The sequence below is a fragment of the Cohnella thermotolerans DSM 17683 genome, assembly GCF_000429825.1.
In the GTDB taxonomy this organism is placed as follows: domain Bacteria; phylum Bacillota; class Bacilli; order Paenibacillales; family Paenibacillaceae; genus Cohnella; species Cohnella thermotolerans.
On sequence record NZ_AUCP01000001.1, the window covers coordinates 87,054 to 101,230 of the forward strand.

The 14,177-nt window shown below is 60.2% G+C and carries 13 protein-coding genes; all 13 read right to left on the reverse strand.

The window, feature by feature from the left end; genetic code table 11:
* Nucleotides 1–8: 8 nt before the first annotated feature.
* The 13 genes from fliI to dprA all read right to left on the reverse strand — a co-directional run bounded on the left by fliI (nucleotide 9) and on the right by dprA (nucleotide 14,107).
* Nucleotides 9–1,331, reverse strand: coding sequence for a flagellar protein export ATPase FliI (gene fliI, locus G485_RS0100415; protein ID WP_027090871.1), 1,323 nt, complete (start codon nucleotides 1,329–1,331; stop codon nucleotides 9–11).
* On the reverse strand, nucleotides 1,315–2,157 hold the full coding sequence (gene fliH / locus G485_RS0100420; protein ID WP_027090872.1) for a flagellar assembly protein FliH: 843 nt from the start codon (nucleotides 2,155–2,157) through the stop codon (nucleotides 1,315–1,317). The genes fliI and fliH overlap by 17 nt, the downstream gene beginning before the upstream one ends.
* On the reverse strand, nucleotides 2,150–3,166 hold the full coding sequence (gene fliG, locus G485_RS0100425) for a flagellar motor switch protein FliG (protein ID WP_027090873.1): 1,017 nt from the start codon (nucleotides 3,164–3,166) through the stop codon (nucleotides 2,150–2,152). Before fliG ends, fliH begins: the two co-directional genes overlap by 8 nt.
* Nucleotides 3,167–3,177: 11 nt before the next feature.
* Nucleotides 3,178–4,749 carry a flagellar basal-body MS-ring/collar protein FliF gene (gene fliF, locus G485_RS0100430; protein WP_027090874.1) on the reverse strand — a complete coding sequence of 524 codons (1,572 nt, stop codon included), beginning with the start codon at nucleotides 4,747–4,749 and terminating at the stop codon, nucleotides 3,178–3,180.
* 43 nt (nucleotides 4,750–4,792) lie between these two features.
* Entirely contained in the window at nucleotides 4,793–5,098 is a 306-nt protein-coding gene (gene fliE, locus G485_RS0100435) for a flagellar hook-basal body complex protein FliE (protein ID WP_027090875.1), read from the reverse strand.
* A 40-nt stretch (nucleotides 5,099–5,138) separates the two neighbouring features.
* A complete protein-coding gene (gene flgC, locus G485_RS0100440; RefSeq protein WP_027090876.1) occupies nucleotides 5,139–5,585 on the reverse strand; it encodes a flagellar basal body rod protein FlgC in 447 nt (148 codons plus the stop codon).
* A 28-nt stretch (nucleotides 5,586–5,613) separates the two neighbouring features.
* The gene (gene flgB, locus G485_RS0100445; RefSeq protein ID WP_027090877.1) at nucleotides 5,614–6,030 is read right to left on the reverse strand and encodes a flagellar basal body rod protein FlgB; all 417 of its coding nucleotides are present in this window, start codon (nucleotides 6,028–6,030) and stop codon (nucleotides 5,614–5,616) included.
* A gap of 256 nt (nucleotides 6,031–6,286) precedes the next feature.
* A complete protein-coding gene (gene codY / locus G485_RS0100450) occupies nucleotides 6,287–7,054 on the reverse strand; it encodes a GTP-sensing pleiotropic transcriptional regulator CodY (RefSeq protein ID WP_027090878.1) in 768 nt (255 codons plus the stop codon).
* 37 nt (nucleotides 7,055–7,091) lie between these two features.
* Nucleotides 7,092–8,486: an ATP-dependent protease ATPase subunit HslU gene (gene hslU / locus G485_RS0100455; protein WP_035154291.1), complete on the reverse strand. Its 1,395-nt coding sequence runs from the start codon at nucleotides 8,484–8,486 to the stop codon at nucleotides 7,092–7,094.
* A 24-nt stretch (nucleotides 8,487–8,510) separates the two neighbouring features.
* Nucleotides 8,511–9,053, reverse strand: a complete 543-nt coding sequence (hslV, locus tag G485_RS0100460; protein ID WP_027090880.1) for an ATP-dependent protease subunit HslV — start codon at nucleotides 9,051–9,053, stop codon at nucleotides 8,511–8,513.
* A 75-nt stretch (nucleotides 9,054–9,128) separates the two neighbouring features.
* Nucleotides 9,129–10,469, reverse strand: a complete 1,341-nt coding sequence (gene trmFO / locus G485_RS0100465; protein WP_027090881.1) for an FADH(2)-oxidizing methylenetetrahydrofolate--tRNA-(uracil(54)-C(5))-methyltransferase TrmFO — start codon at nucleotides 10,467–10,469, stop codon at nucleotides 9,129–9,131.
* 35 nt (nucleotides 10,470–10,504) lie between these two features.
* On the reverse strand, nucleotides 10,505–12,601 hold the full coding sequence (topA, locus tag G485_RS0100470) for a type I DNA topoisomerase (protein ID WP_027090882.1): 2,097 nt from the start codon (nucleotides 12,599–12,601) through the stop codon (nucleotides 10,505–10,507).
* 387 nt (nucleotides 12,602–12,988) lie between these two features.
* The gene (gene dprA, locus G485_RS0100475) at nucleotides 12,989–14,107 is read right to left on the reverse strand and encodes a DNA-processing protein DprA (protein WP_051317920.1); all 1,119 of its coding nucleotides are present in this window, start codon (nucleotides 14,105–14,107) and stop codon (nucleotides 12,989–12,991) included.
* Nucleotides 14,108–14,177 lie beyond the last annotated feature (70 nt).

The following is a 14,177-nucleotide window of genomic DNA, read 5'->3' on the forward strand; positions in this document are numbered from 1 at the left end:
TTTCGACCTCACCTCTTATAGAAATCGATAATCAGGCGCTCCTGCGTCTCCTTCAGCGTCGCTTTCTCCGTCGTCTTCTGCCGCGTAAAATCGTTAATCGACTGGATAAACTGGATCGATTTATCGATTTCCGGATTCGAACCTCTCTGGTACGCCCCTATATTGATCAGGTCTTCCGAATCTCTATAAATAGAGAGGAGTCTCTTCAACTGCTCCGCGGCCTCCTGCTGATCTTCGGGCACGATGTCCTTCATGACGCGGCTGACGCTGGCGAGCACGTCGATCGCGGGAAAATGGCCCTTGTGCGCAAGCTGACGGCTGAGCACGATGTGGCCGTCCAGAATTCCCCTCACCGCGTCGGCGATCGGCTCGTTCATGTCGTCCCCGTCGACGAGCACGGTATAGAACGCGGTAATCGTCCCGGCGGCACTCGTTCCCGCCCGCTCGAGCAGCTTCGGCAAGGCGGCGAACACCGAAGGCGTATAGCCCCGCGTCGCCGGCGGTTCGCCGATGGCGAGCCCGACTTCGCGCATGGCCATCGCGTACCGGGTGACGGAATCCATCATCAGCATGACGTTCAGGCCGCGGTCGCGAAAATATTCCGCGATCGTCGTCGCGATGAGCGCGCCCTTGATGCGGATGAGGGCGGGCTGGTCGGACGTCGCGACGACGACGACCGATCGGGCCAGCCCTTCCGGCCCGAGGTCCCGTTCGATGAATTCGAGCACTTCGCGCCCGCGCTCGCCGATGAGCGCGATAACGTTGACGTCGGCCGTCGTGTTGCGCGCGACCATGCCGAGCAAGGTGCTCTTCCCGACGCCCGAGCCGGCGAAGATGCCCATCCGCTGGCCTTGGCCGACGGTCAGCAAGCCGTCGATGCAGCGGACGCCCGTTCCGAGCGGCTCCCGCACGCGGGGCCGAAGCAGCGGATTGTCCGGCGTGTTGTGCGTCGAATAATGGGGCAAGTGCGGCGGCAGCCGCGATCCGTCGAGCGGACGGCCGAGTCCGTCGAGCACTTTGCCCAGCAGCTCCGAACCGACCTGCACCGTCAAGGGACGTCCCGTCGAGACGACGTCGCAGCCGGGACCGACCGCGTGCAGATCGCCCAGCGGCATCAGGAGCACCCGGTTGTCGCGGAAGCCGACGACTTCGGCCAGAATCGGCTCGCCTCCCTTGAGCGGGTGAATGGCGCACACGTCGCCGATGCCGGCGTCGGGACCTTCGGATTCGACCGTCAGGCCGATAATCTGGGTGACCTTCCCGTTCACGCGGAACGGATCGAGCTGGAGCAGCGCCTCCTCGTATTTGGCGACGTCAATTCCCCGGGACATCGGCATCCCTCGTTTCGGCGGAGTGGGCTGCGATTCGCAGCAGCTCCTGGCGAATGGCCGCAAGCTGCGTATCGATGCGGGCGTCGACGCTTCCGAAGGAGGAACGGACGACGCAGCCGCCTTCCGCGACCGTCGGGTCCGGCACGATCTCGAGCTTCGCCTGCGCATCGATCGCCGTCGCCAGCTCGTCCCTGGACGCCCGCACGAACGCGAACTGGGAAGGGGCGACGCAGAGCGTGATGACGCCCTGCTCCTTGCGGCGGGCCAGCGCCCTGGCGATCATCTCGATCGTCAGCTCGGGCGTCTCTTCGATCTTGCGCGCAATCACCTTCTCGGCGATTTTGCAGCTCAGATCGACGAGGAACAGCTCCGCTTCCGCGATAATGCTTTCTTTGGCGGCGTACGCCTGACGCACGATTTGAGCGGCTTCGCGCAGATCCTGCTCCCATTGCGCCCGCAATTGCCGCTCCGCCTGTTCGCTGCCTTGCCGGAAGCCTTCTTCGTAGCCGAGCTGCCGCGCCGCTTCCGTCACTTGCTCGTCTTCCTGGCGGCGGCTTTGCCACCATTCCTGCGCTTCTTCGGCCGCCTGGGCGCGAATGCGATCGGCACTCTCGCGCGCTTCGCGAATCAATTGCTCGGCCGCTTGCTGCGCGTCTTGGAGAATTCGTTCCTTCATCGATTGAGTTTCGACATCAATCGATAAATCTCCTCCGCCTTCGCCGGCGGAATTCGAAATTATTTGCGGCCGCGTCGCCAGCCGAAGCTGTTCGATCCGCTTCAAATCTTCGAGCGAGATGACATGGGAAGATTTGATGAGATTAGACAATGATATCGTCTCCTCCGCCGCGGGCGATAATGATCTCTCCCGCTTCTTCCAGCCTGCGGATCGTCGCTACGATGCGGGTTTGCGCCTCTTCGACGTCGCGAAGACGCACCGGCCCCATGTATTCCATCTCTTCCTTGAACGTCTCGGCCATCCGCTTGGACATGTTGCGGAAGATCGCTTCCCGGACTTCCTCGCTGGCCACCTTGAGCGCGAGCTGCAGGTCGGCGTTCTCGATGTCGCGAATAATTCGCTGAATCGAACGGTTGTCCAGATTGACGATGTCTTCGAAGACGAACATGCGCTTCTTGATCTCTTCCGCCAGCTCGGGGTCCTGGATCTCGAGCGAATCGAGAATGGTGCGCTCCGTTCCCCGGTCGACGCCGTTCAAAATTTGCACGATCGCTTCGATGCCGCCCGCGTTCGTATAATCCTGCGTCACCGTCGCCGACAGCTTCTGCTCGAGCACCCGCTCGACCTGGGCGATGACGTCCGGAGAAGTGCTGTCCATCAGCGCAATTCTTCGCGCCACGTCCGCCTGCTTGTCCTGCGGAAGCGAAGACAGCACCGCCGACGATTGCTCGGGCATCAAATAGGACAGGACGAGCGCGATCGTCTGCGGGTTCTCGTTCTGGATAAAGTTGAGAATTTGCGTCGGCTCCGCCTTGCGCGCGAAGTCGAACGGACGCACCTGCAGCGTCGCCGTCAGGCGGTGAAGAATGTCCGAAGCTTTCTGCGAGCCGAGCGCCTTCTCCAATATTTCCTTGGCGTACGTGATCCCGCCTTGAGAGATATATTCCTGGGCCAAGCAGATTTGATGAAACTCGGCCAGAATCGTTTCTTTCTCGGCGCTATCCACTTTGCGGACGTTCGCGATCTCCAGCGTCAACTGTTCGATCTCTTCGTCGCGCAAATGCTTGAATACCTGGGCCGATACGTCGGGACCCAGCGTAATGAGCAGAATAGCCGCCTTTTGTCTGCCGCTTAACTGGTATTGACCCGCTTTCGCCATGAACGCCACCTCTATTCATCCACAAGCCAAGTCCGAAGCAAGTTGACGAACTCTTCCGGTTTGCGCTTGGCCAAGCCTTCCAACTGCTTGCGCACCTGGTTCTCGCTCGAAACGCTGTCGATATCGATCGTCGGAACCTCCACGCGCGGAACGTCCTCGACGACGGCTTCCGCCTCCTGCGCTTTCTTGCGCCGGCGGTACACCGCATAGCCGCCGCCTCCGAGCAGCGCCAAGGCGAGCGCGCCGATGCCGGCCCACCAGTAGGCGGACGTTGTCGCGCCTCCGGAGCTAGCCGTGGGGCTCGCGAACGATTGCGAGATGACGGATACGCGATTGGCGATTTGGGCATCGGGCAAGTTCTGGCCGGAGTTGGCCAAGAGCGTGCGCACGTCGTTGATCAGCTTCTGCTGAATGGCCTGCTGGATCTGCGGCGTCATCACCGCGGAATCCACCGCCACGCTGATCGCCAAATCCTTCACTTGGTAAGGGGCGAACGTCGTGTTCGTCGTGACGTGGCTGTTCTCGTAGTTGACCGTGGACGACGTCTTCTCCGACGAGGTGCCGCTCGTTCCGCTGGCTCCCGGATAATTCGCGACGTCCGTCTGGCCGGTGCCCGCGACGCCTCCGGCCGAGCTGTCCGTGCCGGTGTAAGACTCCGACGTGTCCTGCTGGCTGACGATGGCGCCCTTGTTGTCGTTGTTGTCCAGCGGCTTGACGATTTGCTCCTGCTGCGTCTTCTGGTCGAAATTGAGCGAGGACACGACGCTGACGACGACGTTGTCCATGCCGACCATTTGGGCGAGAAATTGCTCCGTTTTGGTCTTGATGTCGTTCTCGAACTTGCGCTGAATCTCGAATTGCTGATCGAGCACCGTTCCGCTGATACCGCCGCTGCCGCCGATTGCGGCCGAAGGCGTCAGCTCTCCGGACTGGCTCGTAATTGTAATGTCGTCGACGCTCAGGTTCGGCACCGCCGTCTTGACGAGATTGAAATAGCTGTCAATCTCCTCCTGCTTCGGCCGGAAGCCCGGCTTGAACGTCAATTGAATGGATGCCGAAGCGTGCTCCTTGTTTTCGTCGTTCAGAAACACGCTCTCTTCCGGCAGGTTGACAAGCACCTTCGCCCTCTGGATGCCTTGCATCCCGAGCAGCAGCTGCTGCACCTCTCCGTTCAGCGCATTGCGGTATTTGACTTGAAACTCCTGGTCGGTCGTCCCGATGGAGGATGAGTTTTTGCTCAGTTCGGCGAAGCCGAGCGAGCCGTTCTGGATGAGCCCTTGCGAGCCGACCGCGACCCTGACTTTGTCGGCATCCGCCTTCGGCACCGAGATGCTCGTGCCTCCGTTCCCGAGCTTATAAGGAATGCCGCTGCCGTCCAAATACTCCATGATGGCCTGGGTATCGCTGCTGTCCAAATCCTGAAACGCGAGCTCGTACTCGGTCCGGGTAAACAAATAAGTCAAGATGACGATTGCCAGAATCAACAGCGCCGCCGTCGACGCCAGCACCCATTTCTGGGTTTTGCTGTATTGGTTCCAGAAGCCCAGCAGCTTCTCCCAAATTCGGGCCAACTTCGCGCTCACGATTTCACCTCACTTGCGTCTTTGCTGCGTTGTTTGGCTGCGATTAAACGGACATCCGCATAATTTCCTGATAGGCTTCGATCACCTTGTTGCGGATCTGTGAGGTTAGCTCCAGGCTAAGTTCGGCTTTGGAAGACGCGATCATGACGTCGTTGACGTCCGCTTCGCCGATAAGAAATTGGTCGTTCAAGGTATGTACGTTCTGTTCCTGGGAGGCTACGCTGTCCAGCGCGCTCTTCAGAAATGAAGCGAAGCTTTCCGTCGCTTCCGCGGGAGTCGCCGCCTTCGTCGCGGTAGAGAGCCCGGTTGTGGCCGGACTTACGACGGACATCAAATGATTCTGAATCATGTTTGAGCCCTCCTAAAATGGGGTAAGTCCTTATGATCGCTTAGCTTCGGCCGATCTCCAGCGACTTGGCGAACAGCGCCTTGCTCGCGTTCAGTGCGGTAACGTTCGCTTCGTAGGAACGCGTCGCCGAGATCATGTCGACCATCTCCTTGAGAATATCGACGTTCGGCATGCTCACCATGCCGTTCGCGTCCGCGTCCGGATGCGTAGGATCGTAAACCTGCTTGAACGGCGTGCTGTCCTCCTGAATGGCCGTCACCTGGACGCCTTGCGAGCTCAGCGCATCCAGCTTGCCGTTAAGCATATCTGCAAAATTGGCTTTGATCGGCTCCACGACGACCATCTTCCGGCGGTACGGCACGAATTCCCCGTTGACGTAGGATGCGCGGGTTGTCTCGGCGTTGGCGATATTGGACGAGATGACGTCCATTCTGAGGCGCTGCGCAGTCAACGCAGAAGCGCTGATATTGAACCCCTCCAGCCTCATTTCGAAACCTCCTGTTCAATGGCGATCGTTACTGGCCCTTGATCGCGATTTGCATCATCTTGATGTCGTGATTGATTTGCTGGGCGTAGAAGTTGTAGCTTAGCTGGTTCTCCGCCAGAAGCGACATCTCTTTGTCGATGTCGACGTTGTTCTTGTTATTGTTGATCTGCGTGCTTTCCTCGGTCACCACTTGGGCAGAAGGCACTGTTCCGGCGGAACCGCCGATCGGGATATGCCGCTCGTCCGTCCTAATGCCCGCCAGGGCTCCCGACGGAGTGCCGCCCCCCATGGCCTGGGCCAAAAGTTCCTCGAACACGACGTCCGATCGTTTGAAATTAGGCGTGTCGTCATTGGCGATGTTGTTGGCCAGAACTTGCTGTCTCAGCGAAGCGGCCTTAATCGCGCCTTCGAGCCTCTGGAACGAAGCTCCGCTCAACAAATCCATTATTTACCGCCTCCTTATGCTTCAAAGAATTCGCGACCGACATGGCGCAACAACGAAGAATTCAACAGACAGCCATCATTTTCCTGCCTCGTTCGACAAAATCTTTCTCCGATTTGTGAAAGAAACGTCGATTTTTGACGAGATTAAAATTTTCTAAGAACAATCATCTCTGACAGATGGAAAAGTGACAATAAGAAAAAAGCCCTAATCTTGTGAACAAGACAGGACTTTTATTCCAATTGAGGGGAAAATCTGTTCAATTTTTGCGAGATTCCAATTCCTGCAGAAGCTGAGAATTGAGGATGCGAATGTATGTTCCTTTCATGCCGAGCGAACGGGTGTCGATCACGCCAGCGCTCTCCAGCTTGCGGAGGGCGTTAACGATGACCGACCTTGTAATGCCGGCTCTGTCGGCGATTTTGGAGGCGACGAGCAGCCCCTCCTTCCCTTCCAATTCTTCGAAAATATGGTCTACGGCTTCCAGTTCGCTGAAGGAGAGCGAATTGACGGCGATGCTCACGACCGCCTTGCTCCGGGCTTCCAATTCGCGCTCTTCCGCCCTCTCCCTAAGAATTTCCATTCCGATGATCGTGGACCCGTATTCCGCCAAAATAAGGTCGTCGTCGCCAAAATTTTGATTCTCTCTGGCCAAGACTATAGTCCCAAGCCGATCGCCGCCGCCGATAATCGGCACGACGGTGACCGTCTGGTTCGCAAAAGCCGCTTCCACCGGAGACAGAACGTCCGACGGCTCCACGTTCGACGCGGTTTGCGCGATGCCGAGCAGCTGTTCGTTCGTCTCCGGCGGGAATCGCAGTTCGTCGGCCGGGTTTTGGCGCAGCCAAACTTCCGGGAAATTCGGTGAAGGGGCCGCCCCCAAAATTTTGCCGCGGCGGCTGACGACGAACACGCCGCCCGCAAGCGTCTCGCGCAGCGCCTCCGCCATCTCCCGGAAATTCAGCGGCTTGCCGGCCGCCGATTGCAGCAGCGTATTTAAAGATCTGATTTTCTCGAGCAACGTCATGATTCAATTTCCTCCTACTTGACGACAAGCCGTGATGCTACAAAATGTATTGGCTCAAATCGCGATTGCTGGCAATGGACGACAATTTGTCCCGGACGTATTCGGGCGTGATGGACATCTGCTCGATCTGCAGCTCCGGCGCTTCGAAGCTCAAATCCTCGAGCAGCTTCTCGAGCAGCGTATGCAGGCGGCGTGCGCCGATGTTCTCGGTGTTGCGGTTCACTTCCTGCGCCATCCGGGCCAGCTCCGCGATCGCTTCGTCCGTGAACGTGACCTCGATGCCTTCCGTTTGCAGCAGCGCCGCATATTGCTTCGTCAGCGCGTTCTCGGGCTCGGTCAAGATGCGGATGAAGTCCTCGTCCGTGAGGCTCGACAGCTCCACGCGAATCGGAAAGCGTCCCTGAAGCTCCGGAATGAGATCGGACGGTTTGGCGACGTGGAACGCCCCGGCCGCGATGAACAGCACGTAATCCGTCTTGACGGGCCCGTATTTGGTCACGACGGTCGACCCTTCGACGATCGGCAGGATGTCCCGCTGAACCCCTTCACGGGAGACGTCGGGCCCTTGTCCGCGGCCGTTGCTGGCGATTTTGTCGATCTCGTCGATAAAAATGATGCCCGATTGCTCGGCCCTCCGCACGGATTCGGCGACGACGTCGTCCATGTCGATCAGCTTGTTCGCTTCCTCCAAGGTCAGCACCTTGCGCGCTTCCTTGACCGTCAGCTTGCGCTTCTTGCGCCGCTTGGGCAGAAACTGGCTGAACATCTCCTGCATGCTCTGCCCCATCTGCTCCTGGCCGGAGCCCGCGAACAGATCGAGCATCGACGGAGCCGCGTCTTCCACTTCGACCTCCACGATCTCGTTCTCCAGGAGACCCGCCGCCAGTTTCGCCTTCACGTCCGCACGCTTGCTTTGAAGCGCGGGATCGACGGGCTCCGGCTCGTCGGACGGGACGCCCTGGCCGCCGCCGAACAGCATCTCGAGCGGATTGCGCTGGTTCTTCGGTTTGGAAGGAGAGGGGACGAGCAGCGCGGCCAAACGCTCGTTGGCGGCTTGCTCCGCCTTGTCCTTCACCTTCTCCATCCGCTCTTCCTTCACCATGCGGATGGCCGTCTCCACCAGGTCGCGCACCATCGATTCGACGTCGCGCCCGACGTAGCCGACTTCGGTGAATTTGGTCGCTTCCACTTTGACAAAGGGAGCCTGCACGAGCTTCGCGAGGCGTCTGGCGATCTCCGTCTTCCCGACGCCGGTCGGCCCGATCATCAGAATGTTCTTCGGCACGATCTCGTCCCGGACCGCTTCCGGCAGGCGGCTGCGGCGGTAACGGTTGCGAAGCGCGACGGCGACCGAGCGCTTGGCCTGCTTCTGCCCGACAATGTATTTGTCCAGCTCCGCGACGATCTGGCGGGGCGTCAGTTGATCGTTCATAAGATTCCCTCCGCTTCCCAATCGTTAAATTTCTTCCACGACGAGGTTGTCGTTCGTATAGACGCAAATTTCCGACGCGATCTGCAGAGCGTTCCTCGCGATGTCCTTCGCTTCCAGCTCGGGCGCGTGGCGCTGCATCGCGCGGGCCGCCGCCATGGCGAAGCTGCCGCCCGAGCCGATCGCCAGAATGCCGTCGTCCGGCTCGATCACTTCCCCGTTGCCGGACAGCAGAAGCATGCCCGTCTTGTCGAGGACGATCATCATCGCCTCGAGACGCCGCAGCACGCGGTCGGAGCGCCAATCCTTGGCCAGCTCGACCGCCGCGCGCTGCAGGTTGCCGTGATGCTCTTCAAGCTTCCCCTCGAACTTCTCGAACAGCGTGATCGCGTCGGCGACCGAGCCCGCGAAGCCCGCGAGCACCTGGCCGCGGTAAAGCCTGCGGACTTTCTTCGCCGTATGCTTCATGACCATGCTGCCCCCGAACGTGACTTGCCCGTCTCCCGCGATCGCGCCTTTGCCTTTGTGACGCACTGCGCAAATCGTCGTGGCGTGAAAACTCATCTCCATTAACTCTACCTCCTTCATGGTTCCGGCAACTTCAAACGCGGCGAAGCAGCGGGCGCTGGTTCGGCTGCCGCTGCTTCACTGTGTCGGAATGTCGGTTCGATCCGACGTCTGCGATCGGAAACGTTCAATGGCTTCCAAGGCGCGGGCCGCGATTTGCTCGTTCTTGTCCTTCTTGCTGCGCACCTTGCGGTCAAGCGGAGGAAAAAGTCCGAAATTCGCGTTCATCGGCTGAAAATGGCGGAAATCCGCCGTCGTAATATATTCGGCCATGCTGCCGAGCGACGTCTGCGGCGGCAAGACGAGCGGCTCGAGCCCTCTGGCCAGCCGGCCCGCGTTGAAGCCGGCGATCAGGCCCGAAGCGGCCGATTCGACATAGCCTTCGACGCCGGTCATCTGCCCCGCGAAAAAGAGCGTGTCCCGCCCGCGGAATTGGTACGTGGGGCGCAGCAGCTTCGGCGAATTGATGAACGTGTTGCGGTGCATGACGCCGTAGCGGACGAATTCCGCGTTCTCGAGCCCCGGGATGAGCGAGAACACCCGCTTCTGCTCGCCCCATTTCAGATGGGTCTGGAAGCCGACCAAATTGTAAAGCGTGCCCGCCGCGTTGTCCTGGCGAAGCTGGACGACGGCATAAGGCTGCTTGCCCGTGCGGGGATCGACCAGCCCGACCGGCTTCAGCGGGCCGAACAGCATCGTCTGCTTGCCCCGGCTGGCCATGACCTCGATCGGCATGCAGCCTTCGAACACCATATGCTTCTCGAAGTCTTTGACTTCCGCCGTCTCGGCGGTCGTCAGCGCCTCGTAGAAAGCCTCGAACTGCTCCTCGGTCATCGGGCAGTTCAGATAAGCCGCTTCGCCCTTGTCGTAGCGGGAAGCGAGGAAAACCTTTTCCATATCGATCGAATCTTTCTCTACGATCGGAGCGGCCGCATCGAAGAAGTAGAAGTATTCCTCGCCCAGCAGCTCGCGGATATGGTCCGACAGCTCCGGAGACGTCAGCGGCCCGGTCGCGACGACGACGATGCCGTCTTCGGGAATGCGCGTCACCTCTTCGCTCACGACGGTGACGAGCGGATGCTCGCGCAGCCTGGACGTCACTTCGCCGGAGAAGCCCTCCCGGTCGACCGCAAGGGCGCCGCCGGCCGGAACGGCATGGCGGTCCGCCGCGGACAGAATGAGCGATCCGAACCGCCGCATCTCCTCCTTCAGCACGCCGACCGCGTTGGTCAGGCCGTTCGCGCGCAAGCTGTTGCTGCACACCAATTCGGCGAAGCGGTCGGTATGATGCGCGGGCGTGCGGCGCACGGGGCGCATCTCGTATAAAGTGACGGGAACGCCTTGCGACGCGATCTGCCAGGCAGCTTCGCTGCCCGCCAGACCGGCGCCGACGACCGTCACGGGACGATATTGACTCAACGGTATAACCTCCTGCAATGCATGAATCCTGCGGTTTACTCGGCCGCTTCTTCCGTCTCCGGAGCGTTCTCGCTATGGCCGCACTGGGTGCAATTCCATTTGACGTCGCCCCGCGCGCGCTTCTCGACCATCAGGCCGCCGCATTCCGGGCAAGGCTTGGCGACCGGTTTGTCCCAGGAGACGTAGTCGCAATCGGGGTAACGGTCGCAGCCGTAGAACAGGCGCCCCTTCTTGCTGCGCCGCTCGACGACATGCCCTTTGCCGCATTTCGGGCACGTCACGCCCGTCGCCTTGACGATCGGCTTCGTATTGCGGCACTCGGGGAAGCCGGAGCAGGCGAGAAACTTGCCGAAGCGGCCCATTTTGTAAACCATCGGGTTGCCGCATTTCTCGCAAATCTCGTCGGACGGCTCGTCTTTGATCTCGACTTCCTTCATCTCGTCCTCCGCGACTTCCAGCCGCTTCTCGAACGATTTGTAGAAGTCGCCGATGACGTCGACCCAATTCTCCTTGCCTTCCTCCACATGGTCGAGATCGTCTTCCATGTTCGCAGTGAATTCGACGTCGAGAATTTCCGGGAAAAACTCCTCCATCAGCTGGATGACCAGTTCGCCGAGCTCCGTCGGGAAAAACTTCTTATCCTCGATGGCGACGTAGTTCCGCTTCTGGATCGTCTCCAGCGTCGGCGCGTACGTGCTCGGGCGTCCGATGCCGAGCTCCTCGAGCGTACGGACGAGGCGGGCTTCGGTGTAGCGCGGCGGCGGCTGCGTAAAGTGCTGCTTCGGATCGAGCGAGCCGGTCTCCACCTTGTCGCCCTGCGCGAGCGGCGGCAGCAGCCGGTCTTCCTCGGTCGTGCCGTCGTCGTTGCTCTCCACGTACACCTTCATGAATCCCGGGAATTTGAGCTTGGAGCCGTTCGCGCGGAACGTCGCCGGCCCGTTCACCAGATCGACCGTCATCGTATCCAGGACGGCCGAAGCCATCTGGCTCGCCACGAACCGCTCCCATATGAGCTTGTAAAGCCGGTGCTGGTCGCGCGACAGGTACGGCTTCACCTCGTCCGGCTCCCGCAGGACGGAAGTCGGACGGATCGCTTCGTGCGCGTCCTGGGCGTTCGCGTTCTTCTTGAGGTATACGCGCGGCGTCTCGGGGTAGTAGTTCGCGCCGTACTTGCTGACGATGTAGCCCTGGGCTTCCTCTTGAGCGACCGGAGAGACGCGCGTCGAATCGGTTCTCATGTACGTAATGAGACCGACCGTGCCTTCCTTGCCGAGATCGACGCCTTCATAGAGCTGCTGCGCGATCTGCATCGTCTTGGAGGCGCGGAAGTTCAGCTTGCGCGCGGCTTCCTGCTGCAGCGAGCTCGTGATGAACGGCGGCGAAGGGTTGCGCTGGCGCTCCTTCTCCTTGACCTCGCCGACGACGAACGGCTTGCCTTCGATCTGCGCAAGCACTTCCTTCACGTCCGCTTCGCTGCGCAGCTCCTTCTTGTCGTCGCCGAGCGAGTGGAACTTCGCTTCGAAAGCCGTGCCGTCCTTCAGCAAATGCGCCGTGATGCTCCAATATTCTTCGGGAACGAACGCCTTGATCTCGTTCTCCCGGTCGATGATCAGTTTGACGGCGACCGATTGCACGCGGCCTGCGCTCAGACCTTTCTTTACTTTTTTCCACAGCAGCGGGCTGATCTTGTAGCCGACGAGCCGGTCCAGCACGCGCCGCGCCTGCTGGGCATTGACGAGGTCCATATTGATCGGCCGGGGCGCCTTGAAGGCGTCCTTGACCGCCTGCTTCGTAATTTCGTTGAAAACGACGCGGCAAGCGTCCTGCTGGTCGATCTCGAGGTAATGCGCCAAATGCCAGGCGATCGCTTCGCCCTCCCGGTCGGGGTCGGCCGCGAGGTACACTTTTTTCACCTTTTTGCTGGCTTCTTTCAAATCCTTAAGTACGTTGCCTTTGCCGCGAATCGTAATGTATTTGGGTTGAAAATCGTTCTGGATCTCCACACCGATCTGGCTCTTCGGCAAATCGCGTATGTGGCCCATGGACGCTTTGACAATAAATTTGCTGCCCAGATATTTACCTATGGTCTTCGCCTTGGCCGGCGACTCTACAATAACGAGCGAATCCGCCACGTCCATTCCTCCTCTCCTACGGTCGACGGGTCCTTGACGGCAGGCCGGCTGTCGGACAAATCGCGGCCGGTCAAAGGACAGTATATACAAATCCGGATTGCTGGTGAATGTTGCGCTTTATTTGTAAGCATAAGCATTCTGTCCACGCTTCGCAACCTGACGCCGGCGAAGGACGCCGGAGGTCGTTTTTCCTATTCTCAGCAAACATCGTATCCTATTGCATAGGCTGAGGTCAAATTTGCGGGCAAAATGGCGTTCGCAGCTTGGATGATGCCGGTCCAGGAAAGATGCGAAAAGAGCCGCGGACAAGCCGGCAGCTCTTGGTTATCGGTTATTAAAAAAGGGGCCGAGGAGTCTCGCAGCCGTTGGGGGCGCGGTTTTTCTGCCTCAGAGCACTCCGATAACGGCGTATACGGCTCCCGGTCTTTGCTCAACGATCCGCTTAATTTGAAGCGAGAGCAACGCGGCGTGCAGCTCACCGACTTCCAAAGCGCCTTCCTCCGCCAACTCGTCGACCGTTCGGGGCCGTTCCGCCAGCAGATCGTACAGCTTGCGCTCGCCGCTGGCGAGCTCTCTCGCCTGGGCTTGGACGGCCAGCTCCGCCGCCCGATGCCCAGCTTCATTCGGGAACAGGTACGGAAATTCCTTCAGAATGTCTTCGACCTCCATGACCGGCTTCGCCCCCGTTCGAAGCAGGCTTAACGGGCCTTGACTGCGCGGCGACGTGATCGGTCCGGGCACGACGAATACTTCCCGGTTCATCTTGAGCGCCAAATCCGCCGTAATCATCGCTCCGCTGCGCTGGGCCGCTTCCACGACGACAGTTCCGATCGTAAGCCCGGCGATAATGCGGTTGCGCAGCGGGAACTGGCCGGGATGCAAGGGGGTTCCCTGCGGCGTCTCGGACAGGATCAGGCCGCGTCTGGCAATATCCCGATAGAGCGCCCTGTTCTCGTACGGGTAGGGAGTGTCCGCGGGCGTGGCCAGCACGGCGACGGTGCCCGCGGGGTGCGGGAGCGCGCCGGAATGCGCGGCGGCGTCGATGCCTTTGGCCAGGCCGCTGACGACCGTCAGGCCGCTGCGCGCGCAGGCGGCGGCGATGTCTTCGGCGACGCGGCGCCCGTACGCCGTGGCCATCCGGGTGCCTACGACGGCCACGGCGAGCCGGTTCGCCAGCTCCAGGCGGCCGATATAGTAGAGCACCCAAGGCGGATCGGCGATTTCCAGCAGCAGCCGGGGGTAGTCCGGCTCGAGGGCGGTGACGGCGGACATGCCGGCGCGGGCCCGCTTCCGCCTCGCGATGTCGACGGCCTCGGGGCGCAGCCGCTCCACGAGCTTCGCCGCCTGCTTCGGATAAAGGCCGAATTCCCGCCAATCCGCCTCGCGGCGGTTCTGCGCCCCTTCGACGCCTCCCCCGCGCACGATGCGATCGATCGTTTTCCAACCGACGCCCTCCGTCTCGTGCATCGCAATCATCGCTTCGGTCAAGCTCAATGCATCCGTCATCCCGATCTTCTCCTTCCATAGATATAAGAATATAAGATGGCATTGCCGCTTATCATGTCGCTTTCCTCTT